At 65.1% G+C, this 23,625-nt stretch carries 22 protein-coding genes; 11 read left to right on the top strand and 11 right to left on the bottom strand.

Going from position 1 to position 23,625, the window contains the following annotated elements:
- Positions 1 to 72 precede the first annotated feature (72 nt).
- From acnA to QTI68_RS38660, 4 genes are all read right to left on the bottom strand, one after another.
- A complete protein-coding gene (gene acnA / locus QTI68_RS38675; protein WP_286529617.1) occupies positions 73 to 2,853 on the bottom strand; it encodes an aconitate hydratase AcnA in 2,781 nt (926 codons plus the stop codon).
- Between the two features lie 37 nt (positions 2,854 to 2,890).
- A complete protein-coding gene (locus QTI68_RS38670) occupies positions 2,891 to 3,853 on the bottom strand; it encodes a Bug family tripartite tricarboxylate transporter substrate binding protein (protein ID WP_286529616.1) in 963 nt (320 codons plus the stop codon).
- 171 nt (positions 3,854 to 4,024) lie between these two features.
- Positions 4,025 to 4,933 carry a GntR family transcriptional regulator gene (locus tag QTI68_RS38665; protein ID WP_286529615.1) on the bottom strand — a complete coding sequence of 303 codons (909 nt, stop codon included), beginning with the start codon at positions 4,931 to 4,933 and terminating at the stop codon, positions 4,025 to 4,027.
- A gap of 59 nt (positions 4,934 to 4,992) precedes the next feature.
- Positions 4,993 to 5,979 carry a Bug family tripartite tricarboxylate transporter substrate binding protein gene (locus tag QTI68_RS38660; RefSeq protein ID WP_286529614.1) on the bottom strand — a complete coding sequence of 329 codons (987 nt, stop codon included), beginning with the start codon at positions 5,977 to 5,979 and terminating at the stop codon, positions 4,993 to 4,995.
- A gap of 91 nt (positions 5,980 to 6,070) precedes the next feature.
- Between QTI68_RS38660 and QTI68_RS38655 the strand changes: the two genes are divergently transcribed.
- Together QTI68_RS38655 and prpF are read left to right on the top strand one after the other, a co-directional pair.
- The gene (locus tag QTI68_RS38655) at positions 6,071 to 7,156 is read left to right on the top strand and encodes a lactonase family protein (RefSeq protein WP_286529613.1); all 1,086 of its coding nucleotides are present in this window, start codon (positions 6,071 to 6,073) and stop codon (positions 7,154 to 7,156) included.
- Positions 7,153 to 8,382, top strand: a complete 1,230-nt coding sequence (gene prpF / locus QTI68_RS38650; RefSeq protein WP_286529612.1) for a 2-methylaconitate cis-trans isomerase PrpF — start codon at positions 7,153 to 7,155, stop codon at positions 8,380 to 8,382. Before QTI68_RS38655 ends, prpF begins: the two co-directional genes overlap by 4 nt.
- Here prpF and QTI68_RS38645 read toward each other — a convergent pair.
- Positions 8,366 to 9,013, bottom strand: a complete 648-nt coding sequence (locus tag QTI68_RS38645) for a response regulator transcription factor (RefSeq protein ID WP_286529611.1) — start codon at positions 9,011 to 9,013, stop codon at positions 8,366 to 8,368. The genes prpF and QTI68_RS38645 overlap by 17 nt on opposite strands.
- Entirely contained in the window at positions 9,010 to 10,818 is a 1,809-nt protein-coding gene (locus tag QTI68_RS38640) for a GAF domain-containing sensor histidine kinase (RefSeq protein WP_286529610.1), read from the bottom strand. The genes QTI68_RS38645 and QTI68_RS38640 overlap by 4 nt, the downstream gene beginning before the upstream one ends.
- A gap of 373 nt (positions 10,819 to 11,191) precedes the next feature.
- On the opposite strand from QTI68_RS38640, the gene QTI68_RS38635 reads away from it, so the two are divergent.
- The 6 genes from QTI68_RS38635 (at position 11,192) to QTI68_RS38610 (ending at position 15,535) form a co-directional block, all read left to right on the top strand.
- The gene (locus tag QTI68_RS38635) at positions 11,192 to 11,581 is read left to right on the top strand and encodes a response regulator (protein WP_286529609.1); all 390 of its coding nucleotides are present in this window, start codon (positions 11,192 to 11,194) and stop codon (positions 11,579 to 11,581) included.
- A gap of 21 nt (positions 11,582 to 11,602) precedes the next feature.
- Positions 11,603 to 12,715: a beta-keto acid cleavage family enzyme gene (locus QTI68_RS38630; protein WP_286529608.1), complete on the top strand. Its 1,113-nt coding sequence runs from the start codon at positions 11,603 to 11,605 to the stop codon at positions 12,713 to 12,715.
- A gap of 121 nt (positions 12,716 to 12,836) precedes the next feature.
- The gene (locus tag QTI68_RS38625; RefSeq protein WP_286529607.1) at positions 12,837 to 13,475 is read left to right on the top strand and encodes a carboxymuconolactone decarboxylase family protein; all 639 of its coding nucleotides are present in this window, start codon (positions 12,837 to 12,839) and stop codon (positions 13,473 to 13,475) included.
- 37 nt (positions 13,476 to 13,512) lie between these two features.
- On the top strand, positions 13,513 to 14,058 hold the full coding sequence (locus tag QTI68_RS38620; protein ID WP_286529606.1) for a hypothetical protein: 546 nt from the start codon (positions 13,513 to 13,515) through the stop codon (positions 14,056 to 14,058).
- A gap of 8 nt (positions 14,059 to 14,066) precedes the next feature.
- A complete protein-coding gene (locus tag QTI68_RS38615) occupies positions 14,067 to 14,993 on the top strand; it encodes a hypothetical protein (protein ID WP_286529605.1) in 927 nt (308 codons plus the stop codon).
- Between the two features lie 20 nt (positions 14,994 to 15,013).
- Positions 15,014 to 15,535: an FUSC family protein gene (locus tag QTI68_RS38610; protein ID WP_286529604.1), complete on the top strand. Its 522-nt coding sequence runs from the start codon at positions 15,014 to 15,016 to the stop codon at positions 15,533 to 15,535.
- A 43-nt stretch (positions 15,536 to 15,578) separates the two neighbouring features.
- Here the strand turns inward: QTI68_RS38610 and QTI68_RS38605 are convergent, their stop codons facing one another.
- Both QTI68_RS38605 and QTI68_RS38600 read right to left on the bottom strand, forming a co-directional pair.
- Positions 15,579 to 15,734: a hypothetical protein gene (locus tag QTI68_RS38605; RefSeq protein WP_286529603.1), complete on the bottom strand. Its 156-nt coding sequence runs from the start codon at positions 15,732 to 15,734 to the stop codon at positions 15,579 to 15,581.
- 86 nt (positions 15,735 to 15,820) lie between these two features.
- Positions 15,821 to 16,453 (bottom strand): FMN-dependent NADH-azoreductase, encoded by a 633-nt coding sequence (locus QTI68_RS38600; RefSeq protein ID WP_286529602.1) that lies wholly within the window; start codon positions 16,451 to 16,453, stop codon positions 15,821 to 15,823.
- Between the two features lie 123 nt (positions 16,454 to 16,576).
- On the opposite strand from QTI68_RS38600, the gene pdxR reads away from it, so the two are divergent.
- From pdxR to QTI68_RS38585, 3 genes are all read left to right on the top strand, one after another.
- Positions 16,577 to 18,001, top strand: a complete 1,425-nt coding sequence (gene pdxR, locus QTI68_RS38595; protein WP_286529601.1) for a MocR-like pyridoxine biosynthesis transcription factor PdxR — start codon at positions 16,577 to 16,579, stop codon at positions 17,999 to 18,001.
- 116 nt (positions 18,002 to 18,117) lie between these two features.
- Positions 18,118 to 18,573: a carboxymuconolactone decarboxylase family protein gene (locus QTI68_RS38590; protein WP_286529600.1), complete on the top strand. Its 456-nt coding sequence runs from the start codon at positions 18,118 to 18,120 to the stop codon at positions 18,571 to 18,573.
- Between the two features lie 18 nt (positions 18,574 to 18,591).
- Entirely contained in the window at positions 18,592 to 18,912 is a 321-nt protein-coding gene (locus QTI68_RS38585; protein WP_286529599.1) for a DMT family transporter, read from the top strand.
- A 211-nt stretch (positions 18,913 to 19,123) separates the two neighbouring features.
- On the opposite strand, the gene QTI68_RS38580 is transcribed toward QTI68_RS38585, so the two are convergent.
- From QTI68_RS38580 to QTI68_RS38570, 3 genes are read right to left on the bottom strand one after another with little or no spacing between them, the layout of a single operon-like run.
- Entirely contained in the window at positions 19,124 to 19,249 is a 126-nt protein-coding gene (locus QTI68_RS38580; protein ID WP_286529598.1) for a hypothetical protein, read from the bottom strand.
- Positions 19,246 to 20,298 carry an AMP-binding protein gene (locus QTI68_RS38575; protein WP_286529629.1) on the bottom strand — a complete coding sequence of 351 codons (1,053 nt, stop codon included), beginning with the start codon at positions 20,296 to 20,298 and terminating at the stop codon, positions 19,246 to 19,248. The genes QTI68_RS38580 and QTI68_RS38575 overlap by 4 nt, the downstream gene beginning before the upstream one ends.
- A complete protein-coding gene (locus QTI68_RS38570) occupies positions 20,243 to 23,611 on the bottom strand; it encodes an AAA family ATPase (protein WP_286529597.1) in 3,369 nt (1,122 codons plus the stop codon). The genes QTI68_RS38575 and QTI68_RS38570 overlap by 56 nt, the downstream gene beginning before the upstream one ends.
- Positions 23,612 to 23,625 lie beyond the last annotated feature (14 nt).

Genomic DNA, 23,625 nt, shown 5'->3' with positions numbered 1-23,625 from the left:
GGCGACGCGGGTTTCACTCGATGAGGGAAGGACGAGACGAAGGAGGCCGCAGCCTCCTTCTGTCAGGCCATGTCAGCCCAGGCTCGCGCCCTGGCTGGCGCTCGGCACTTCGCTGCCCGGCATGGCATCGGGCAGTTCGTGTTGCGGTCCGCCTGCGACTTCAGGCTGGATGCGGGACGCTGTGTGCGACACATGGTCTTCGGAGGACCCCGACACGTAGTCGCGCCAGACCAGCGGCAGGATGCCTCCGTGGCGCCAGTACTCCACGTCTTCGGTGGTGTCGAGCCGGATGGTCAGCGGCACCGAGGTCTCGGTACCGTCGGCGCGTCGCACCCGGGCTTCGACCCGTCCCGAGACGTCGAGCCGTTGGGCCAGCGCCGGGATGTCGATGGTCTCGCTGCCGTCGAGCGCCAGCGATTCGGCCGTGGTGCCGGCCTCGAACTGCAGCGGCAACACGCCCATGCCGACCAGGTTCGTGCGGTGGATGCGTTCGAAGCTTTCCGCGATCACGGCCTTCACGCCGAGCAGCGCCACGCCTTTGGCGGCCCAGTCGCGCGATGAGCCGCAGCCGTAGTTCTTGCCTGCGATGACCGCGAGCGGAACACCGCGACGCAGGTATTGCTCCGCCGCTTCGAACACACGCATCTGCGTGCCCTCCGGCATCAGCCTGGTTTCGCCACCCTCCACACCCGGCACGATCCGGTTGCGCAGGCGGATGTTGGCGAAGGTCGCGCGCACGGCGACGTCGTGGTTGCCACGGCGTGTGGTGTAGTTGTTGAAGTCGCGCTTCTCGATGCCCTTGGCCAGCAGGAAGTCGGCGGCAGGCGTGCCAAGGCTGATCGCGCCCGAGGGCGAGATGTGGTCGGTGGTCACAGAGTCGCCCAGGATCACGAGCGGGCGCATGCCGACGATGTCCTGCACCGGCGCGGCTTCGCGCGGCAGGTTTTCGAAATAGGGCGGCCGGCGGACATAGGTGCTCTTGTCCTGCCACGGGAAGCGTTCGCTGCGCTCGCCTGCCAGCGCATCCCAGGCTTCGCCGCCATCGAACAGGTCGGCGTACTTCTCGCGGAAGAGCTCAGGCGCGTAGGCGCCTTCGACCGCGTTGGCGACCTCCACGGCGGTCGGCCAGATGTCGCGCAGATAGACCGGCTGGCCGTTGCTGCCCGTGCCGATCGGCGCCGTCGTGACGTCGACCATCAGGGATCCCGTGAGGGCGTAGACCACGACGAGCGCGGGCGATCCGAGGTAGGCCGCACGAACGTTCGGATGGATGCGCCCTTCGAAGTTCCGGTTGCCCGACAGCACGGCCGTGCCGACCAGCTTCTCCCGCTCGATCGCCTCCACCAGCGCTTCGGGCAACGGGCCGGAGCCGCCATTGCAGGTGGTGCAGCCAAAGCCGGCCACGTGGAAGCCCAGAGCGTCCAAGCTGTCCTGCAGCCCAGCCCTTTCAAGCACCGAAGCCGTCACGTGGCTGCCAGGTACCAACGAAGTCTTGACCCAGGGCTGGGTCTTGAGGCCGAGCGCCACTGCCTTCTTCGCAACAAGGCCCGCGGCCATCATGTTGACGGGGTTGGCGGTGTTGGTGCAGCTCGTGATCGCCGCAATGAGGACGGCGCCATCCCGCAGTGCGAAGTCCTCGCCCTTCACCGCCACGGCGCGATGCGGGTCCAGCGGACGACCGGCGATCTCCTGGTGATGCTGCAGAAAAGCGGCAGGCACCGTCTCGAGGTCCATGCGGTCTTCGGGATTGCGCGGCCCCGCAAGGCAGGGCCGGATCTCGTCGAGATCGAGCGTGACCACGGTGTCGAAGCGAGGCGCCGGCGTCTGCGCGCTGCGCCACAGTTTCTGCGCCTTCGCGAATGCTTCGACGAGCTCGAGCTGGTCGTCTTCGCGACCCGTCATGCGCAAATAGTCCATGGTGCGATCGTCGATCGGGAAGTAGACGGCGGTCGCGCCATATTCCGGCGCCATGTTGGCGATCATTCCGCGGTCGCCGAGCGAGAGCGCCTCCAGGCCGTTGCCGAAGAACTCGACGAACTTGCCAACGACCCCCATACCGCGCATGCGTTGCGTGATCGCCAGCACCAGGTCGGTGGGCAGCACGCCTTCGCGCAGCGCGCCCTTGACCTCGATGCCCACGACTTCGGGCAGGGCCAGTGCAACCGGCTTTCCCACCATCACGGCCTCGGCTTCGATGCCCCCAACGCCCCAGCCAAGCACCCCGAGGCCGTTGATCATCGGCGTGTGGCTGTCGGTCCCCACGCAGGTGTCGGGGATCGCGAGTTCGCCCTCCGCGGTTTTCTCGGTCCACACCACCTTGCCGATGTGCTCGAGATGGATCTGATGCATGATCCCCTTCCCCGGCGGCACGATGCGCACGCCTTCGAAGCTGCTGCTGCACCAGCGCAGGAAAGCGAAGCGCTCGCCATTGCGCTCGTACTCGCGCTCGAGGTTGATGCGACGCGAATTCGGCGTCGCCCAACTGTCGACCTGGAGCGAGTGGTCGATGATCACGTCGACCGGGACCTTGGGGCTCACCTGGGAGGCGTCGCCGCCGGCCTCGGCCACGGCATCGCGAATGCCCGCCATGTCGACCAGCATCACCTGCCCGAGGATGTCCTGGCCATAGACCCGCACCGGATAGAAGGTCAGGCCACTGCCGATGCGCCGCGCCAGCAAGGCATCCACTTCGGCCTGCGTGTCGACGCCGCGGCTGGCTTGCCGCAACAGGTTCTCCAGCAGGATGCGCAGCGAGAAGGGGAGCTGATCCACGCCTGGCACGTCGGCAATGGAGACGTAGCGCACCGTTCGGTTGGCGAGCGCGAGCCGCCTGATCTGGGGTTCGGATTTCATCGGTTTCTTTCGTGGGAAGCTCGCGGCGCGTGATCGTTCAGATCAAGCCGACCGTCGTCATGACGCTTCGAAGCCGGGTGTGTTCGTCGTCGACGAATTTGGCGAACTCATCGCCGGTGATGACACTGGGGGACCAGGCGTTGGCTTTGAGCGCCTCCTGCCAGCCTTTGGTCTTCGTGGCCGCGAGCACGGCATCGGTGAGTTCCTTGCGCTGGGCGGGCGTGAGATTGGCGGCGCCGTAGACGCCGCGCCAGTTGCCGATCTCGATGTTGTAGCCGGCCTCCTTCAGCGTCGGGGCGTCGACACCGGGCAGCCGGGTGGGCGAACCGACCGCGAGCACCCGGAACTGGCCGCCTTCGATGTACTTGGAGAGTTCCGCATAGCCGCCGGTGATGGCGGAGATATGGCCGCCCAACGTGGCGGAGACGACTTCGCCGCCGCCGCCGAAAGGAACGTAGTTGACCTTGCCGGCCGGAACGCCTGCGGTGGCCGCCAGTTCGGCGGTGCCGATGTGATCGACCGAGCCCTTCGAGCCGCCGCCCCACTTCACGCCGGCGGGGTTCTTCTTGAAATCCGTCATCAGGTCGTCGATGGACTTGTACGGCGAGTCCTTGCGAACCGCGATGACGTTGTATTCGGTGAACAGGCGCGCAATGGGCGTCACGTTCGAGAGCGAGATCTGCGGCTTGTTCTGGACCACGCCCGTCACCATGATCGCGCCCATCACGCACAGGGCGTTGACCTCGCCCTTGGAACTGTTGACGAACTGGGCCAGACCCAGCGTACCGCCCGCCCCGTTCTTGTTGTCGTACATGGCGCCCTTGGCGACGCCCGCTTCCTGCAATGCCTTGCCCAGCGTGCGTGCCGTCTGGTCGTAGCCGCCGCCCGGCGAGCCCGGTGCCATGAAGCGCACGGTTTCGAGCGCGTGGGCTGGCAGGATGGCGGCCAGTGCGCCAGTCAGCACGGCGGCGCGGATCAGGTTTCGAAGCTCGAGTCGCATGGGGTGTCTCCTTCGTGGGTGGGTTCAGGAACGGGAGCCTTTCGTTTTCGGCTCACCGCATGTTTGTATTTTCTAATCACTTTCAACAATCAAGGTCGCGGGTAAACCCTAGGCATGGGTAACAGGCACCTGCCGGCCGGGATCAGAGGCCGCCGACAGGCGGCGCCAGGGTCAGGCGACCTTCGAGAAGACGCTCGGGTCGCGCAGCTTGTTGCGACGGGCGTCGTTGAGATGGGCGCGCATCAGGTTGGCGGCCTGCATGAAGTCCTGCTTCTCGATGGCATCGAGGATCGCCAAGTGCTCGCCCGCATGCGTATGGCGCGGGCCGCGCTTGGAGGCCTGCCGATATTCCACCAGTCGGCGCAACTGGTTGATGCGGCGCACCGACTGCAACACGAACCGGTTGTGGCTCCACTGCGCGATGGTTTCGTGGAAATGGCTGTTCGCCTCGAACAGCTCGATCGGGGTCATGGTCTCGAAGCCGCCGTCGACGATGCGCTGCTGTTCGCGGCGAAGCTGCTTCAGCTCCGCCGGAACGCTCATGAACGAGGGCCCGAGGATGGCGCCGGGCTCGATCGACTGCCGGAAGAGGTAGCTTTCCTCGTAGGCATCCGGCGAGTCGATCATCGAGAGGAAGCGCCAGCCGTGGCCCATGCTCTGCTCGATCCAGCCCTCTTCGGAAATGCGGGAAAGCACCTTGCGCAGGGTGCTTCGGGCCACGCCGTAGCGGCGCATCAGGTCCGCCTCGGTGACTTCGTCGGCCAGGCGATCGGACTGCCGGTCGTCCACGATGCGAAGGTAGAGCGGATCGTCGGTCGACAACAGGCCCGCGACCGGTCCATCCCAGTCCTTGGCGTCCACATTGAGGAAGAAGCCCCGGTTGGCGTCCTGCTGGAGCACCCCGAGTTGAGCCAGATGGCGCAGAGCGACCTGGATCGGGGAGCGCGAGGTGCCGATGTGCTGGGCCAGGTGAATCTCCGGCAGGTGGTCGCCAGCGAGGCGGTTGTCCCGCCGCACCAGAGCAACGATTTCCCGCGCCACCCGCTGTTGCAGGGACGTGAGTTCCGAGGCTGCAGCCATTTCATTCACCGAAGACATCCCTCGTAGTCTAGAGGCACGCCGCCCGCACCAGCCAGCACTCAATCGATCTTCATGCCGAATTGCCTGATCATCCTGGACCAGCGGTCGCCCTCGCGGGCAATCAGCTCGCCGAATTGCTTCGGGCCGGCACCGACGGGCTCGGTCATGCCGGCCGACAGCCGGTCGGCGACGTCCTTGTCCTTGAGGGCCGCAGCCGCCGCAGAATGGATCCTCTGGATCGCGGCCTCCGGCGTTCCCTTCGGCACCACCAGGCCCATCCACGACACGAACTCGTAGCCGCCGACGCCGCTCTCGGCGACCGTCGGCACGTCCGGCAAGGCCTTGGCGCGCTTTTTCCCGGTCACTGCCAGGGCCTTGAGCTTCCCGGCCTTGATGTGCGGCAACGCGGCCAGCGGGAAAGCGAAGACCGTGCTGATCTCACCGCCAAGCAAGGCAATGATGGCCGGGCCACCGCCCTTGTAGGGGACATGGGTGATGTCGACCTTGGCCATCGACTTGAGCATTTCGCCAGCCAGGTGGTTCGCGCTGCCGTTGCCCGCCGTGCCGAAGGTGTACTTGCCCGGCTCCTTGCGCGCCAGCTCGAGGAGCTCCTTGAGGTTGCCGGCCGGCACGGACGGGTGGGCCACGATGACCAGGTCGATCGAGGTGAGCCAGGTGACCGGCGCGAAGTTTTCCACCTTGTAGCCCGGGTTCGGATACAGCGTCGGATTGAGCGCCATCGTTCCCTGGTTCACGAAGGTCACGGTGTAGCCGTCGGGCGCTGCCTTGGCGCCCAGCGCCGTGCCGATGTTGCCCCCGGCGCCACCCCGGTTGTCGATCACCACGGGTTGCCCGAGGACCTCCTGCATCTTGGCCTGGAGGCTTCGGCACACGACGTCGGCGTCGCCGCCAGCCGGTTGCGGAACGATCAGCGTGATCGGCTTGCCTGGAAATTTGTCCTGGGCGAGGGCCCATCGGCTGCTCAAGAGCAGGGGCACGGCAGCGCCGCTGACTTGCAGGAGGGAACGGCGAGAAATCGTTGGCATGGGCTTGTCTCCGGATGACGGTTGGAAAGGACGTCGAAATTGCGTCTTGTTTAAAGTGATCATATAATTCAATCCAACGAGCAGTCAAGCCATGGAGACAAGCCCCTGCCCAACCCCCCACGTAGGCGCCCGTCGCGCCTACGTGGGTTGCCGCACGAGCGCGCTGCGCGGCGCTCGGGGCCGAGGCATCGAGGTCTTCGACGTGTTCTCCGATGGCGCGTGGAAGCACCGGCAGACCGTGGCGGCCGGCGAAAACCCCTCCTACCTGCTGATCGACGACGGTCGGCAAGCCCTGCACTGCGTGCACGGCGATGGCGCCATCGTCAGCAGCTTTCGCATCGAGGCATCAGGCGAACTCGTTGCCTTGCGTTCTCGATCGACCGAGGGAACAAACCCGGTGCATCTCGCGTTCAGCGCTGGCGGTCAATGGCTGCTGGTCGTGAACTACGCCAGCGGCAGCGTGGTGTCCTTGCCGGTCCAGGCCGATGGCTCGCTCGGCGCTGCCTCGGATCGGCTCGAACTGCCCAATCGGCCCGGCCCGCACCGGTCCCAGCAACGAGGTCCGCATCCGCATCAGCTGGTGGTCGATCCTTCGGGACGCTGGCTTCTCGTTCCCGATAAAGGTGGCGATGCGGTCCACACCGTCGCTGTCAATGAGGAAACGGGCACCCTTCGGCTCGCCTCAAGCTTCGCGGTGGCGCCCTCGAGCGGTCCCCGCCACATGGTCTTCGGGGCAGATGGTTCTCGCGCCTGGGTTGTGCTGGAGCTATCGAGCCAGGTGTTGGCGGTGCATTTCGATCCGGCGACGGGCTCGATCCGCGCCATGCAGCGGACATCCAGCGTTCCCGACTCATTCACCGGTGAAAACACGGCCGCCGGCATTGCGCTGTCGGTCGACGGGCGCGGCCTGTTCGTCTCGAACCGCGGCCACGGCAGCGTCGTCCGCTATGCGATCGATGGCGACACCGGCGCGCTGACTTCGCCGGTCTGGACCGACACACAGGGCAAGGTGCCTCGCTTCATCGCGACCGCGCCCGGCGGTGATCTGGTCGTCGCCAACGAAGACGCGGACACGATCGTCCGCGTCGCCCCCAACGATTCCAAGATCACGCAGCTGACCACCACCGGCAGCCCCGTCTGCATCGCCTTCACGCACCACGTCAAAGGAATTTCATGAGCACCCCGACTTCGCAAGTTTCCGTCCGAGCCACCTATATGCGCGGTGGCACCAGCAAGGGCGTCTTCTTCAGCCTGGTCGATCTGCCCGAAGCGGCTCGGCAGCCTGGCTCGGCGCGTGATGCCTTGATGCTCCGCGTGACCGGAAGCCCCGACCCGTACGGCAAGCAGATCGACGGCATGGGCGGCGCCACGTCGAGCACCAGCAAGGTCGTCATCGTCGGCCCGAGCACGCGAGAGGACTGTGACGTCGACTACCTGTTCGGCGCTGTCGCCATCGAATCGCCGGTCGTCGACTGGAGCGGCAACTGCGGCAACCTCACGGCCGCCGTCGGATCCTTCGCGATCGAGCGCGGCCTGGTCGAGGCGCCCAAGGAAGGCGTCGCGACGGTTCGGATCTGGCAGGCCAACATCCAGAAGAAGATCGTCGCGCACGTGCCGATGCACGCGGGGGCGGTTGCAGAGATCGGCGACTTCGAACTCGATGGGGTGGCGTTCCCCGCCGCCGAGATCAAGCTCGAGTTTTTGGATCCCGGCGCCGACGAGGATGGCGAGGGCGGTGCGATGTTCCCCACGGGGAGGAAGGTCGACACGGTGGATGTCCCCGGTATCGGCGCCGTGGAGGCCACGCTTATCAACGCCGGCAACCCCACGATCTTCGTGGATGCGGCGACGCTGGGCCTGACGGGTTCCGAGTTGCAGCCCGAAGTGAACTTCGACCCCGCGCTGCTCGCGCGCTGCGAGGCCGTCCGGGCGCATGCGACCGTCGCGATGGGCCTCGCGAAGACGGCCGCGGAGGCTACCGAAAAACGGCCGCACACCCCCAAGCTCGCTTTCGTCGCTCCGCCGGCCGCCTACACGTCTTCGAGCGGCAAGCAAGTTCTGGCCACGCACATGGACCTCTGCGCGCGCATCTTTTCCATGGGGAAACTGCACCATGCGATGACGGGCACCGGTGCGGTGGCGATCGCTGTCGCAGCGGCCATTCCTGGAACGCTCGTGGCACGTGTCCTCGGCGACGGGCGCCATGACGAGATCCGCTTCGGCCACCCGTCCGGAACCCTCACCGTGGGCGCCGACGCCTCTGAATCCAACGGAACATGGACCGTCAACAAGGCGATCATGAGTCGCAGCGCTCGCCGGATCATGGACGGGCAGGTCTTCGTGCCTGCGATCGACATCGCCAGCCGTAGCCGCGCCAGTCGCAGGATCACTGATTCCACGTAGGTGGAGGCGCTTTCGATCGCAGCAACGGATGTTCGGCCGCAATCCGCATCAACTCGGCCGTGCTCGAGAGCCCGAGCTTCTCGAGCACGCGGCTGCGATGCAGCTCGACGGTCCGGTGGCTGATGTCGAGCCGCTGGGCGATGACCTTGCTCGACAGGCCCTCCATGGCCAATTGCATGATTTCGCTCTCGCGCCCGGTCAGGCCGACCATCATCTGCTCGTAGTGGCCTTGGCGGTCCGAATCGAGGCGCGCCGCTGCGTCGCGGGAAAGGGCTTCGTTGATGTTGTCGAGCAGTTCCTGTTCCCGGTAAGGCTTGGTCACGAAGCCCACGGCCCCGCCGCGCATCGCCTCGACCACCATGGGCACGTCGGCGTGGGCGGTGATGAAGACAATGGGGATCCTGGCCTTCATCTCATTGAGACGCGACTGCAGTCCGAGCCCGCTGACGCGCGCCATCCGGATGTCGACCACCAGGCAGCCGGGGCGAGCGGAATCGTGCGTCGCGAGGTATTCTTCCGCGGACGAGAATGTCTCGGCATCCAGGCCCACCGACTCCACCAGTTCCCTGATCGAGTCACGGACCGCGTGGTCGTCATCGACGACGAATACCGTTGCAACTGCCGGTTTCATGAAATGTCCTCCGCGATCGGAAGGGTGAATTCGAGAATGGCACCACCGCCGGGGCGATGCCGGGCACTCACGTTGCCGCCATGGGCCTCGACGATGGTCCGACACAGCGCGAGACCGATGCCCAGGCCCTTTGGCTTGGTCGAGAAGAAGGGTTCGAAGATGCGCCTGAGGTCGTCCTGGGCGAAGCCGGGCCCGGTATCGGCGACGCGCACGAAGACCCGCGCCTCGTCCACGAGACCGCTTTCGATGTGAAGCGCATGGACTTTGCCATCGGTCTGGTCGCTCATGGCGTCGAGGGCATTGCGCAGCAGGTTGACGATGACTTGCTGGATCTGGATCTCGTCAGCAAGAACCTGGCATGACTCGTCCCGAAGGCCAAGCGTCAAGGCGACCTCGCTCACGTGCCCCTCCATCTCGGCAAAGCGCAGCGAGTCGCGCACGATCTGACCGATGCGCACGGGCTTCATCTGCACCTCGTGGTGGCTGACCATGGCACGCAGCTTGTCGAGGACGTCACCCGCGCGGCTGGACTGAGCCACGATCTTGTCCAGAAGCTCGTGGACCTTGGAGAGATTCGCGGGTTCGGCGCTCGCATGCCTGCGCGCCGCGAGCGCATAGTTCTCGATCGCCATCAGCGGCTGGTTGATCTCGTGGGCGATACCGGCGGACATCTCTCCCACGGTGTACAGCCTTGCGACGTGGGCAAGTCGTTCCCGGTGCTGCGTCGCATCGGCGCGTGCCTCGCGCGCACGGGTTTCGGCCTGCTGCCGAGCCAGTGCGGTGGCGAAGACTTCGCCCAGCACGCGAAGCCTGGGCAGCAAGGCGTCGGGCCAGGCGCGATGGGCATCCGGATCGTCGAGCGAGATGGCCGCCACCATGCGGCCCGCGACTTTCAACGGAAGGGCGATGAGCGATGCAAGTCCGAGTGAAGCGAGGGCGGCGCGTTCACTCGCGTCGGCCTCGGTGAGATCGCTGCCGCTGCCGATCCGCAAGACCGCACCGGTGCGCAGCCGCTCCGCCAGGACCGTGAGCGCCGGACCGGGCGTGATGGCCGGGCGCGTGGCGACGGCGCGGCTCCAGGCGTGACTGACGACCGCACCGTGCGGCTGCAGGGCCCACAGCACGGCCCGTTCGACCTGCAGGAATTCGGCCATTCGGCGAAGGCCGCTCGCGATGGCGCTGTCCACCTCTCCGGCGTTTCCGTCGGCGGGCAGCGATACCAGCGAGGCCGCCACGTCGGCCAGCATCTGCTCGAAGCCCAGCAGCTGCTCGAGCTCTTCCTGCACATGCCTGCGGGCGATGGTGTTGCCGAAAAGCTCTGCGACCAGTCGCATGCGCGCCAGCACGTCGTCGGTCCAGTGGCGTGGCCGCCTGCCACAGATGAAGTTCAAGGTGCCGTAGATCTTGCCGGCGACCTTCAACGGGATGAAAACAGCCGACAGGGCGCCGGCACGATCGAATGTGACCTTGTCGATCTCCGCCTCCGGAGGCAGTTGGTCGCTCGAGTCGAACACAAGCGTCTCGCCGCGATTGACCTTCTGAATGCACCACGGAAAATCAAAGACCCGGACATGCAATGGCGGAGTGCTGAAGCCGGGACGGGTAAAGGCATTGACGCGCGTGAAGGAACGGCCATCCGGCTCAAGACGAAGCACGGTACAGCGGTCGATGTCGAGGCCTTCGACGATCGAGCGCATCGCGCTGTCGATGGCGCCATCCACTTCCATCGGCCGCAGGCCGATGAAGCTGGCTGACAGGCGAGTCAGCATCAATTCGAACCGGGATGGGTCGCGCGACACGACCACGGGTTCATGTCTCAATTCCGCCCTCCACGCTCGCCTGTCGTCGATTGACGGTCGGCGAGGCACTTCCATGGGCGCAAACCCAGGGCTGTCGAACGAAATGCAGCAGTCACTGCCTGTCCTCTTTGGATGGGGCCCTGTCGGTGCCCCAGTTGTTGTCAGCGCAATCCTACATCGCCAGGGTCATCAGGGAAAGTTGCCGGGGGGTTGAGCCGTACGGTACGTGGAAACTCGTATATCCCATTCGTACTTCGGCGGTCGCCATCCGTATGTCCACTGGCAAGAGTTCGTATTCGCTCGAACAGACGACGCTTGTTCTTTGGTTCATTCTTCGTTCACTGTTTCGGCGATGAACCAAGCTTCATAGGCGTGCAACATGAACTGCGTACTGGTTGGCGATCGACACCAAGGTCTTGGCGAAGGCATTCGCGGATTGCTCGAATCCACTTTCAGTGCCGTGGTGAGGGTTGCGGACGCGGTTTCTCTGGTCGAAGGAGCGGCGCGCCTTCAGCCGGAGGTGGTCATCGTCGAGCTGGCGCTTGCTGATGGCGATCTTCGGCGACTCGTGACAGCGCTGCGAGGGGCCGCACCCTCGGCCAAGGTCTTGCTGCTCAGCGCGCACGACCAGAGTGGGGTGGCCGCGCTTGCGCTCGATGCCGGTGTGGACGGCTTTGTGCTCAAGCGCTTGATTGCAGGCGACCTGCTGGCAGCGATCGACGCGCTTCTTGCCGGCGATCGCTACGTGTCGTCTGGGGTGGTTGTTTGACTTTAACAAAGGAGCGATGAAATGTATTTCACTGACGATTCACTGTTTCCCGAACTGATGAAGCCCACGATCATCACCGCGGCGCCCTACGGCCCCGAGTGGCTGCCTGGCGATGTCGAGGACCTGCCGCTGAGCTTCGAGCAACAGGTGCAGGCCGCGGTGGACTGCTACAACGCCGGCGCCACGATGCTGCACTTTCACGTGCGGGACCCGAAGACCGGCGAGGGATCGAGCAACTTCGATCACTACAACGAGCTCCTCGGCATGGTGCGCAAGGCAGTGCCGAAGATGATCATCCAGGTCGGCGGCTCGATCTCCTTCGCGCCGCACACCGAGGGCGCCAAAGCCAAGTGGCTGGACTACGACACCCGCCACATGCTGACCGAGCTGGACCCGAAACCAGACTTCGTCACTGTCACGACCGGCTCGACCTTGTGGGACATCACGCAGGCCTTCGTGCCGGGTGACGCGGACGGCACGCACCTCGCCGATCCGAAGGTCGCGGCGGCCTGGAGCGGCATGGTCGTGGACTCGCTGCCGTCCTTCTACATCGAGCACCTGAAGCGGTTGCGCAAGAACGGGATCCAGCCCTACTTCGTCCCGGGCCACGTGCATCAGCTCGAGATCATCGAGCGCCTGATCCGCTCCGGCGTCTACATGGGGCCCTTGAACCTGGCGCTGTGCGGCTACGGCGGCGGCACGATGGGCCGCAATCCCTTCGACTGGATGGAGATGCTGCGCCGCACGCCGCATGGCGCTTCCAGCGTGACCTTCTGGAGCAGCATGCGCGGCAACATCGCGATCCAGACCATGGCGACCGTCCTCGGTGTCAACGTTCGCGTGGGCAACGAGGACAACATCTGGGACATCGACAAGAAGCGCTGGTCGACGGTCAAGCAGGTCGAATGGGCGGTCAAGCAGAGCGAGCAGTTCGGCCGCAAGGTCGCGACCGCCGACGAGGCGCGCGAGATGATGAAGGTCGGCGTCTGGTACGACTCCGCGGAAGAGACGCTGTTCAACCTCGGCCTGCCGCCGAACCGCAAGGAAGGCCACAAGGGCTTCCTGGCCTACGAGACCGATGGTCGCCTGCCGCAGGCGACGGGTGTCGTGACGAAGCCCACCAGCATCCTGTAGAGGCGCCGGGCGCGACGCAAAGGAGAACCGCATGCAGGTCAGAGAAGAAGCCGGTCCCTGGGAGGATGCGCTGGCCCAACTGCGCGAATGGGACGGTGCATGGGCCGACACCAGCACCCGCATGGCGACCAATCCGTGGCGCAGCGGCGTGCTGTCGCGCAAGCTGGTCGAGCTGATCGGCGTTGCGGTGAACGCCGCCTGCACCAACCTCAATCCCGAGGGGACGCGTCGCCATATTCGCGGGGCACTCGAAGCCGGTGCCAGCAAGGAGGAGGTGCTGTTCGTGCTCAAGTGCGCTTCGGTGATGTCGATCCATTCCTGCAGCCTCGGCGCGCCGATCCTGCTGGAAGAGGCGAAGTCCGCGCACGCAGTCCCGTCGACCAAGTCCGGCCTTCTGACGCCCGCCTGCGACAGGATGAAGGCCATTGGCCAATGGAACGCGGCGTGGGATCCCTTCTATGCGCTCGACCCCGTGTGGACCGACGAATTCATGGCCACGGGCGCGGGCATCTACGGGAGCGGCGTCCTGCCCGCGAAGGAGATCGAACTGCTGAGCATTTCGTTCGATGCGTCCTACACGCACATGTATGCGCCTGGCACGCGACGGCATATCCGCAACGCGTTGGCCGCCGGCGCCACGATCGAGGAGATCATGGAGGTGCTCAAGCTCTGCGTCGTGCAGGGCGTGCAGGCATGCAACCTCGGAGTGCCGATTCTTGCCGAGGAAATGGCACGGCTCGCCGCGCCGGGCGCTGGTTGACGCGGCGCCAGGCAAGGCGAGGAGAAGGATGGTTCCCATGGCTCAACCCACGTCCGGCACCAGACAGGCGCTGAAGGATCGCGCACTCGCAGAGCTGAAGGTCTACTGGATCATCACCCTGTACCTGTGGCTGTTCCTCGGCCTGTTCACCGTCTATCGCCGCCTGGTCGTGGCGGAGAGCGGAAACGCCTACCTGCACTACGGCATCGCGCTGGTCGAAGCCCTGGTCATCGCGAAGGTCGTTCTGATCGGGAGGCTGTTCGGCTTCAGTCGCCGCTTCGAGGACCATGCGCTGGTGCTGCCGGTGATCTACAAGTCGGTCCTTTTCGGCGTGCTGGTCATGCTCTTCGGCTTGCTCGAGCACACGGTCTCCGGCTGGGTGCACGGCAAGGGCCTGCTGGGCGGCCTGCACGAGTTGAAGACGATCGGCATGAACGAAGTGGCGGCGCGCGCGTTGACGCTGATCGTCGCCTTCATTCCGTTCTTCGCCTTCTGGGAACTGGGCCGCGTGCTCGGGGTGGACAGACTCGCGTCGATCTTCTTCAAGAAGCCCCGGCGACCGCTCGATCAGACAACACCCTAGGAGCCGCAATGACAAAGCTGAAGATGAAAGACCCGCGCACCGAACGCGTCGCCGACCTGAGAGCCGGCCAGTACGCAGACGGCAGTCCGCTGCACGACGTGCAATACCTCGAATGCAAGCTGATCCTGAAGACCGACGAGTTCACCTCACCCGCGGGCTTCAGGAAGTACGCCAAGCTGGTGGCCCGGGTGGCCAAGGAGTGCGGCGTCGGATTCGACACCTCGGCGGCCAAGGGAGCGCGGCCGGCCATCCGCGAGGTGCTGTTTCTCGACACCGAGGACTTCAGGCTCTACAACAACGCCTTCATCCTGCGACGGCGCATCCGCTTCGAAGACGGCTTTCCGGCCGACGAGCCGGAGGTGGTCTTCAAGTTCCGTCACCCGGACCAGCAGGAGGCGGCTGAGGTGGACGTACGCCCCAATCTCCCGGGGGACTACCGGATCAAGTTCAAGGCCGAGGCCCTGCCGCTGAAGGACCGGCTAGGCGGCTACCGGCTGCTGTTCTCGCACAACGTCCAGTTCCCGCTCAGCCATGCGCCGGGCGGCGACCGGACGGGGATGGAGCGGCTGGCGGAAGTCTTCCCGGCCATGAAAGGGCTGGCGTTGAACAAGGGCGAACGCGTTTCGCTGGTCAACCAGACCTTCGTCGAAGAGGTGTTGCAGGACCTCGGCACCCTCGACTTCGGCAAGGGCGTGACCGCCGACGCCAACGTGGCGCTGTGGCGCACGCGCGGCGAGCACCTGCCGCTGGTGGGCGAGTTCGCCTACCAGGTGAAGTTCAAGCGGCGCGAGGATGTGCACGACAACGCGCGCGAGCGCTGCGCGAAGTTCTTCATCCGGCTGCAGCAGGTCGGACATGCCTGGATCTACCTGGGAGCCACCAAGACCGGCATGGTCTACCGGCTCAAGGGCAATCCGCCGCAGGCCCATGAGTAGCGGGCAGCCAGTGAACGCCCATGAAAGTCACGGAGCGCTTTCTGGCGGACGACCTGCGCGGCGTACGTTACGCCATCAACGTATTCGTCGCCACGACGGTGGTGTGGCTCGTGGTCAGGGTCTGGAGCGACTCCAATCCGATCTGGGCGGTCAGCTCGATGATCGCAACCAGCGATCCGCAACTGAAACAGTCGATGGTGGCCTTTCGCGGTCGCCTTCTCAATACGCTCCTCGGCTGTGCGATCGGCTTGCTGGTCATCGCCGTGGGCCGAACCAACTGGGAGTTGCCGATGGCGCTCGCACTGTCGGTGCTGGTGTCTTCGTACCTGATTCGGATACCAACGATGTGGCGGCAGGCACCGATCACTGCGGCGATCATCGTCGCTGGCGGCATGCAGCATCACGACAAGCTCAGCGCCTTCGAAAACGGTGCGATCCGCGTGGGCGAGGTGATATTCGGCTGCCTCATCGGCATCGCCAGCGCGTGGGCGTTGTCGACGATCTGGCCGATGCCAGAGAAGCGATCGACGAACAAGGAATGACGTTGAGTTTCCGGGCACGAAGTAGTCGCTCGAATTGCCTTCGTCACCAACGGATCTGCATCACCATTTCTGACGCGACGCGTTTCACGCTGCCAGGACGGTCGATCGCCTCAGGGACTGATTCCTGGCGTCCAAATTGCCCTAAGAAGAGCATCTTCAGGCCCTCAAACGCTTGTTCGGGCTCTTCGGAAGTAGTCATTGGAAGGAGAGTCTTCGGCTTCTCAGTGGTCGTTCGGATGGCAAGGTCAAGTTCCGGCGCGGCAGGGGCTGCGACCCTGCGAGTGGTCAAGCGGTTGATCGCATGCGGCCCCAACGCCCGGCGGCAAAGTGATCCTGCAGGGCCAACCTTGCCTGCGTCCTCGCCCCTGTAACCGCTGCCGGGCCGGAGGCGACACCTTCGACGCAGAAGAACGTCACGTCGCGAAGGCCGATCATGTTCAAGATGGCTTTCAGGTAAGGCGTCAGGAAGTCCGGTTGCCGTGAACCTTCGCCGGAGAATCTACCGCCCGAGGCCACTGCAACGAAGACTGGGCGGTCGCGCAACAACCCGACTTTCCCGTTCGGACCGACATTGAAGGTGTGTCGCACGCGAGCGACGTGGTCGATCCAGAGTTTCAACGCAGCAGGAACGGTGTAGTTGTGCATGGGCGTTGCGATGACAAGGCAATCGGATTGCTCGAGTTCCTTGATCAGGACTTCGGACCTTGCCGCCGTCCCCGACTTCGACGCGTCCGCAGACGACTGCTGCGACAGCGCGTAGTCTTCGTCGATGCGCAACAAGACGTCTTCACAGAGCAGACGCTCCACCACTGTGGCGGCCGGCATGTTCTTTAGCAGGTGTGCAATGACTTCCTGGGAGAGCCGATGGCTTTCGGAGGCGCGGCCACGGGGGCTGCAACTGATATGCAGGATATTCATCGTCCGGTCTTTCTGGTTGGAAGCACAAGGGAAGGTGATCAGTCTAAGAACGACATGGTCCTGGCAAAAGAGCCATGAAAAAGCATTGCGACTGGGCCATGATTCGTGCGATCCTGCCCTGCCATGAACCGCGAAACAACCAAACTGGGCTTGTCCCTGGACCAGACTGCGGCGCAACCGTACTACCGGCAGATCTACGGGCGCATTCTTGGCGCCATCGCGAGTGGCGTCCTCAAGCCTGGTGACCGCATCCCCTCGGCGAGGGCGCTGACCCAGGAACTGGGCTTGGCCAGGGGCACCATCGAAGCGGCCTATTCGCTGCTTGCGGCAGAGGGGTACATCCAGGCCCGGGGCCAGGCGGGAACGGTCGTGACGCCCGGACTCAAGCTGCGAACCAGGGTCGCCAGTGCGCCGACGCGCGCGCAGGCCATCGCGCCACCCAGTTTCCGGCCGGACTCGGTCCTGCCATTTCAGATGGGCTTGCCGGCCCTCGATGCCTTTCCCCGGAAGATCTGGGCGCGGCTGGGAGCGCGATCCGTGCGAGCCATGCAGCCCGCCGACATGGCCCATCCCTCCGTCTTCGGCCTCGAACGACTTCGAGCCCAGATCGCCGCGTATCTGCAGGTCGCCCGGGGTATCGACTGTTCCCCGTCTCAAGTCTTCGTGACGTCCGGATACCGCCACACGATCGCGCTCATCGCCCACGGGCTGCTGAAGGCGCAAGACCGCGTGTGGCTCGAAGATCCCGGCTACCCGCCCACGCGCGACGTCCTGACCCACATGCACATCAAGGCAGTTCCGGTGCCGGTGGACGGCGAGGGCATGGTCGTTGCGCATGGAATCAAGGCCGCCCCTGGCGCCCGTGCGGCCGTCGTCACGCCGGCGCATCAAAGCCCGCTGTGCGTGTCCTTGTCGCTGCCCCGGCGTCTGGCGCTGCTCGAGTGGGCCTCGGCCAGCAAGGCATGGATCATCGAAGACGACTACGACGGCGAGTACCGCTATGCCAGCCGCCCGCTACCCGCGCTCAAGGGCCTCGATCGTGACGGGCGAGTTCTCTACGCGGGGACGTTCAGCAAAGTGCTATTTCCCAGTCTGCGGCTCGCCTACCTCGTGGTACCGAATGCGCTCGTCGAACGGTTCGAGCAGATCAGCCATGCGTTTGCCGGCAGCAGTTCAGGGTTCACCCAGTCACTGGTGAGCGACTTCATGGAAGAAGGACACTTCGCACGGCACATCCAGCGGATGCGCAAGCTCTACGCAGAGCGCAGAGAGGCGACAGCCGCGGGCCTCGAAGGCGTGCTGGGGAAGTACTTGAACATCGACCCCCAGCCGGGTGGTATGCACCTGGTGCTGCGACTCCGTGGCAGACGTTCAGACCGAGGGGTGGTGGCTCGCATGCGGGAAGACGGCCTGTACGGGGAGGCACTGACGGACTGGATGGCGCGTGGAAGCGGACCTTCGGCCGTGCTCCTCAACTTCACGAACATCGACTCGCAGCGGACTGCCGAGAAGCTTGCCCTGCGCATTTTGGCGCGGCTTCGTCCATAGTGACAATCGACCGCTGTCGTGCAAGGATCATGGCCCAGTACGTAAGGCCATTCTTGGCCCTTTCGATATAGACCAAGGCCGCGCATCATCGGATCCTTCAACTAAAAGGATTCTTCATGACTCATCGCATTGACTACTCGAAGGCAGCACCCGAAGGCTACAAGGCATTCGGCGGCGTCTACGCAACGCTTCAGAGAAGCAGCCTCCCTAAAGCGCTGATCGACCTCGTGTACCTGCGCGTCTCGCAGATCAACGGCTGTGCCTACTGCATCGACATGCATTCGCGCGACTTGCTCAAGACGGGTCTGGCAGTCGAGAAGCTGGTGCTGGTTCCCGTCTGGCGCGATGCGATCGAGGTGTTCAGCACCCGCGAACGCGCCGCACTTGCATGGGCTGAAACCGTCACACGTGTCGCCGAGACCGGCGCTCCTGATTCCGAGTACCAGGCTGCAGCGGACGAATTCAGCGACAACGAACTCGCTGTGCTCAGCTACGCCATAGGTTTGATGAACGCCTTCAATCGATTCGGGATCGCGTTCCGTTCGACCCCGGTCGCCGCTGCCGCGGCCTGACGAGCGGGCTTGGCAACCATGGCATGGACACTGCTTTGTATCGCGGGGATCCTCGAGATCGCCTTCGCATTCAGCATGAAGGCATCCCACGGCTTCACCAGGGTGATGCCTGCGCTCTTCACGGTTGGTTCAGGCCTGACGAGTGTCTTTCTTCTGTCACTGTCGATGCGCACGCTACCCATGGGGACCGGCTACGCGGTATGGACCGGCATTGGCGCGGCTGGCACCGCGATCGTGGGAATCCTGGTGCTGGGCGACTCTGCGGCGCCGATGCGGGTACTGTGTGTTGGCCTGATCCTGGCAGGCGTCATTGGGCTCAAGCTGGTTACGCCGGAATGATTCGACCGTATACCCATCGACCGCAACCGAAGGCATCGTTCACGTGCGACCTTTCTGCCGCACGCTCGGACTTGGGCAACTAGACAGCGACCGAGGCTGCACCCATGCCGATCGTCTATGTCTGTTTGGGGCCCTCCTCTGCTGCCTGCCGCTCACACTGGGCGTCGGCAGCTACCCAGCGGTTGCTGTCCTCCCCTGCCGCTGGTTGAATTCACGCTGTGATGCCGATTCCGGTCATTGAGTTTGCGAGGAGCTCGGGTATCAATGACCGATCGAATGCGTAGCGGTCGGCAAAGATCCACTTCTCGGATACCGAACCCTCGGAAGAGGTGTTCATTTGGAAATCGCTCCTTGGGAATGACGAGCCAGCCAGGCATCGCGAAGATCGTTTTTGGTCACCTTGCCGGCGTGGTTGCGCGGCAGCGCGTCGACGAACTCGATCACGCGAGGCTTCTTGTAGCCGGCAATCTGCTCGGCACATTGCCGGGCCAGCGCATCGGTGTCGCTCGCCTCTCCGGGGCGGCGGACCACGAAGGCCGCGATCACCTCGCCCCACTCGGCGTCGGGAAGTCCGAGCACGGCAACGTCGGCGACGGCCGGATGGGAGTGCAGCGCGTCTTCGACCTCCCGGGCGTAGACGTTGAAGCCGCCGCTGATCATCATGTCCTTGCTACGGCCGACGATGTAGAGGAATCCTTCGTCGTCGAAGCGACCGAGATCGCTGCTGTAGTACCAGCCATCGCGGATGGACTCGCGCTCCAGTTCGGGACGACGCCAGAACGCCACTTCGCCGATGCCGCGATGGGCAATCGCGATCTCGCCGATCTCGCCCGCCTTGACCGGGTTTCCATCCGCGTCACGGACCGTGATGTCGACATTCATCGTAGGTCGACCGCAGGAGTTGATGCGCTCCGAGGGCTTTCCATCCTGCAGATGGTCGTGCGGGTAGAGCACGCAGAGGGGCTGGACGGCCTCCGTCATCCCGTACTGCTGGCTCAAGGTTGGCCCCAGGCGCTCTAGCGCCTCATGGACCGTGCTCATCGGTGTAGGGGCTGTCCCGTAGTGAACGCGGTTGAGAGCGGACACATTCGCGCCGGGGTTGGCGGCCAGCACTTCGAGTAGACGGGTCATCATCGTCGGCACCACCATCAGCTGCGTGATGCGATCGCTCGCGATCTGCGCGATCACCTGCTCAGCGTCGAAGCGGTCGGCCACGATGTTGCGGGCCCCGCGCAAATAGCAGGGCAGCAGGTGGACGCCGGCAGCGTGCGTGAGCGGCCCCACGTGCAGCATCGCATCGTCGATGCCGAGGCCGTACTCAAGGCTTACTCTAACGCGCTGCTCGCCCCTCGCGGCTTTCGAGCACCGCCCGTGCGCGGAGCAGATCCGGGTAGTCGAAGCCTTCGGTGAACCTCTCGTAGATCGGTCGCAGCGCGGCCGCTGCCTCGTCCGCCCGGCCTTGCGCTTGATAGAGCCGCGCCAGCAAGGTCGCCGCGCGCAGCGAAAGCAGCAGCGCCCCCTGGTGCTCCGCGATCTCGATCGCCCGACGGTACGCAGTCTCGGCTCCCGCGCGATCACCGTCGAGTTCCGCCAAGCGGCCGCGCAACGAGAGGAGCGAGGCGGCCTGGAACTTCTCCTCGGTCTCCTGCTGCGTCTGCTCGCCGGCCAGCACGAACTCGGTGGCCTCGTCCCTACGTCCGGCGTTGAGCAAGACTTCAGCGGCATTCGCAGCGTAGAAGGTGCTCCAAAAACTGCCGCCGAACATCACCCATCCCGAATACCCGTCGCGAAGCAGCCGGATGCCATCGTCGAGCTTTCCCGTCGCGACCAGGACATGACCAAGGCCGGACTTCGCCACGGCACCGTAGGTCTTCAGGCCGTAGCGTTCCGCCAGCTCGAGCGCCTGCGTGGAGCGCGCGAGCGCATCGGTCCAGTCGCCTTTCCTGGCGGACATCGAGCCCATGACGTTCAGCGCCCAGACTCGACTGTTCGAGTGTTGTCGTTGCTCCGCAATGGCGAGTCCCTCGCGCGCGCAAGCGTCGGCTGATGACAAGAGGCCTTGGAACATCAGGCTCGTGGTGAGGTTCATCAGAATCGCAACCAGCGGATCGGCCCCGCCCAACGGTTGCCACTCTTCGGGCCTCACGTTCTCGAGTTCGCGCCTGGCCTCGGTCAGGCGGCTCCTCGCCTTTGCCAACTCCCCGCGCAACAGCCTGGGATAACCCATACGCATCAGTCGATTGACGCGGCCCATCGGCTTGACCCGCGCCAATTCAGCTGGCCCAAACCGCTCGAGCAGCGCGATGGCCTCGCCGAATCGCCCCGCGGCGCTCAGCCCCGCGGCGCTCCCGCCGCAAGCCTGAAGGTGCTCATCGGGCCGGTCCAGCGATGCGGCGAGATCACAGGCTCTGGCGTAGCTCTCGTTTGCGCAAGGCGAGATGAACCCTTCGGTCTGGACCACGGCGTTGCCAAGTCTCATCCGCAAGCCAAGCTCGACGTCGGCGCAGGGCTCGAGGGCCTGCACGCTCTCCAACAATGCGACCGCCGCCTGATAGTGCGTCACCGCCTCGCGCACAGCCGAGCGGGCCATTGCCTGATCGCCTGCGGCCTGCCAGTAGCGCAGCGCCGCCGCCGGGTTGCCGCCTTCCTGATGGTGGTAGGCGAGCAATTCGGGTTGGGCCCCGCCGCTGTTGCCTCGCTCGAGAGCCGCCGCAATTTGTCGATGCCGCAGCACGCGCTGGCTCTTGAGCATGCTGTTATAGGCCGTGTCGCGCACCAGCGCGTGCTTGAAGCTGTACGTCGCATCGGGTGGCGTGCCGCGGCGGAACACCAGTTCAGAGTGCACCAGCTCGGCCAGCGCGGCGTCGACCTCGCGCGGCCCCATGGCGCAGAGCACCTCGGCCACCAGCCGGTACCCGAACTCGCGGCCAATCACCGCGCCGGCCTGCGCCACTTCCTTGGCCGGGGCGAGTCGGTCCAGGCGCGCCATCAACGAGTCCTGCAAGGTGGCAGGAATCGCAAGCGTCGGCAGCGGACCGCTCAGGCGGTAGCCCGACGGCGTGTCTTCGAGCAGGCCCGACTGCACCACGGTCTTCGTCAACTCCTCTATGAACAGCGGTATGCCGTCCGTCTTGCCGATGATTTCGGCCAGTACCTCGGCCGGGAGCGCCTTGCCCGCGGTGACCGCACTCACCAGCGCCGTGCTTTGCTTGTGCGACAGCCGGTTCAGGCTGTGACGGGTCAATTGGCTGGCGCCGCTCCACGAGGGGACGTACTCGGGTCTGGAAGTCACCATCAACAGCACACGCGCGTCGCGAACGCGCTCTGCAACCTGCCCGACCAGTTCTTCGGTGGTCGGATCAGTCCAGTGCGCGTCCTCGACCAGGAAGAGCACCGGCTGCTGCTCGGACAAGCGCTGGAGCAACTCGATCAGCGCCTCGAGCGTGTGCGCCTTTTCCTCCTGTGGCGAGGCACCGCCAGGCGAGGCCCGGCCGCCATCTGGCAAGCCCATCAGCCGCAGCAGGCAACCGAGGGAGCTTGCCGGCAGCGCGCCTGCCAGGAGTTCGAGCTTGTGTGCGCGGACCTCGGGCGAATCTCCCGACGCCATGCCCGCGGTGCGCTCCAGATGCTGCACGATCGGGTACAGCGCGCTGCTGCAGAAGTAAGGCGAGCACTGCAGCAACACCGTGGCCACCGATTCACCGGCAAGCCGCTCGCGCAAGACCTGACAGACGCGCGACTTTCCGATGCCGGCCTCTCCCGACAGCAGAACGACCTGGCCTTCGCCATCGCGCGCCAGTGCCCAGCGCTCGAGCAGTAGCGCAAGCTCGCTGTCGCGGCCGATGAACTCGACCAGGCCACGCATGTGTTGCGCCTCGAAGCGCGTGGCGACCCTGTGCTCACCAACCACGCGCCACGCCTCAACCGGCGCTGCGAAGCCCTTGAAAGCGAGCCTGCCCAGCGATTCGAGCACGAACGAATCCCCGACGAGCTTGCGCGTGTCGTCGGCGAGCACGATCTCGCCCGGCTGGGCCTGCGCCTGCAGCCGCGCCGCGAGATTCGGCGTCTCGCCGCTGGCCGAACGTTCGGCCGCCGCAGTGCCGGTGCCGATCTCGCCGATGACGACCACGCCGGTGGCGACGCCAATGCGCGTCTGCAGGTCGATGTCGCCCCGAGTCCGCCGTGCATCGAGCGCCTTGACGATGCTCAGTGCCGAGCGCACGGCGCGCGCCGCATCGTCCTCATGCGCCTGCGGATAGCCGAAGTACACCAGCGCGCCGTCGCCCAAGAATTGGGCGACGTGGCCTTCGTACGGTGCGACCGCCGCGGCCACTACCTCGTGATAGCCGCGGATGAGTTGTTGCAGGTCCTCGGGATCGAGCCGACCCGACAACGATGTCGAGCCGACCATGTCGCAGAACATCACGGTCAAGTGCCGGCGCTCGGCATCGCGAGGCGCCGTCGACGCCGCGACCATCGGTTCCACGGACGCTGCCTGCGGCGATGGCGAGGCGCCGCCATTTTGCGCGGCAATGGAGCGCAGCAGCCGCTTGCGATGACCGAGCGCGACCACGCCAAGCGCCTTGAGATCATCGTCACTCAGTTCGCCGAGCAGGTCGAACTCGATGCCCTGCTCGGCGAACGCTTGCGCGTAGCCTCCGAGGCCCAGTCCTTGCAGCCACCGCTCCACGTCGTTCATCGCGCCAAGCCTCT

The organism is Variovorax sp. J31P207 (assembly GCF_030316965.1).
Taxonomy (GTDB): Bacteria; Pseudomonadota; Gammaproteobacteria; order Burkholderiales; family Burkholderiaceae_C; genus Variovorax; species Variovorax ginsengisoli_B.
Note: the sequence above shows the minus strand (reverse complement) of the source record. Positions and strands in the feature narration are given on the sequence as shown.

Excerpts from the sequence above, each read along its gene's own strand:
- QTI68_RS38590 (WP_286529600.1), top strand. The coding sequence starts at position 18,118 with ATGACTCATCGCATTGACTACTCGAAGGCAGCACCCGAAGGCTACAAG.
- QTI68_RS38570 (WP_286529597.1), bottom strand. The coding sequence starts at position 23,611 with ATGAACGACGTGGAGCGGTGGCTGCAAGGACTGGGCCTCGGAGGCTAC.
- QTI68_RS38645 (WP_286529611.1), bottom strand. The coding sequence starts at position 9,013 with ATGAAACCGGCAGTTGCAACGGTATTCGTCGTCGATGACGACCACGCG.
- pdxR (WP_286529601.1), top strand. The coding sequence starts at position 16,577 with ATGAACCGCGAAACAACCAAACTGGGCTTGTCCCTGGACCAGACTGCG.
- QTI68_RS38610 (WP_286529604.1), top strand. The coding sequence starts at position 15,014 with ATGAAAGTCACGGAGCGCTTTCTGGCGGACGACCTGCGCGGCGTACGT.
- QTI68_RS38635 (WP_286529609.1), top strand. The coding sequence starts at position 11,192 with ATGAACTGCGTACTGGTTGGCGATCGACACCAAGGTCTTGGCGAAGGC.
- QTI68_RS38660 (WP_286529614.1), bottom strand. The coding sequence starts at position 5,979 with ATGCCAACGATTTCTCGCCGTTCCCTCCTGCAAGTCAGCGGCGCTGCC.
- QTI68_RS38605 (WP_286529603.1), bottom strand. The coding sequence starts at position 15,734 with ATGACTACTTCCGAAGAGCCCGAACAAGCGTTTGAGGGCCTGAAGATG.
- acnA (WP_286529617.1), bottom strand. The coding sequence starts at position 2,853 with ATGAAATCCGAACCCCAGATCAGGCGGCTCGCGCTCGCCAACCGAACG.
- QTI68_RS38585 (WP_286529599.1), top strand. The coding sequence starts at position 18,592 with ATGGCATGGACACTGCTTTGTATCGCGGGGATCCTCGAGATCGCCTTC.
- QTI68_RS38670 (WP_286529616.1), bottom strand. The coding sequence starts at position 3,853 with ATGCGACTCGAGCTTCGAAACCTGATCCGCGCCGCCGTGCTGACTGGC.
- QTI68_RS38615 (WP_286529605.1), top strand. The coding sequence starts at position 14,067 with ATGACAAAGCTGAAGATGAAAGACCCGCGCACCGAACGCGTCGCCGAC.
- QTI68_RS38580 (WP_286529598.1), bottom strand. The coding sequence starts at position 19,249 with ATGAACACCTCTTCCGAGGGTTCGGTATCCGAGAAGTGGATCTTTGCC.
- QTI68_RS38655 (WP_286529613.1), top strand. The coding sequence starts at position 6,071 with ATGGAGACAAGCCCCTGCCCAACCCCCCACGTAGGCGCCCGTCGCGCC.
- QTI68_RS38625 (WP_286529607.1), top strand. The coding sequence starts at position 12,837 with ATGGCGACCAATCCGTGGCGCAGCGGCGTGCTGTCGCGCAAGCTGGTC.
- QTI68_RS38600 (WP_286529602.1), bottom strand. The coding sequence starts at position 16,453 with ATGAATATCCTGCATATCAGTTGCAGCCCCCGTGGCCGCGCCTCCGAA.
- QTI68_RS38665 (WP_286529615.1), bottom strand. The coding sequence starts at position 4,933 with ATGGCTGCAGCCTCGGAACTCACGTCCCTGCAACAGCGGGTGGCGCGG.
- QTI68_RS38630 (WP_286529608.1), top strand. The coding sequence starts at position 11,603 with ATGTATTTCACTGACGATTCACTGTTTCCCGAACTGATGAAGCCCACG.
- QTI68_RS38620 (WP_286529606.1), top strand. The coding sequence starts at position 13,513 with ATGGCTCAACCCACGTCCGGCACCAGACAGGCGCTGAAGGATCGCGCA.
- prpF (WP_286529612.1), top strand. The coding sequence starts at position 7,153 with ATGAGCACCCCGACTTCGCAAGTTTCCGTCCGAGCCACCTATATGCGC.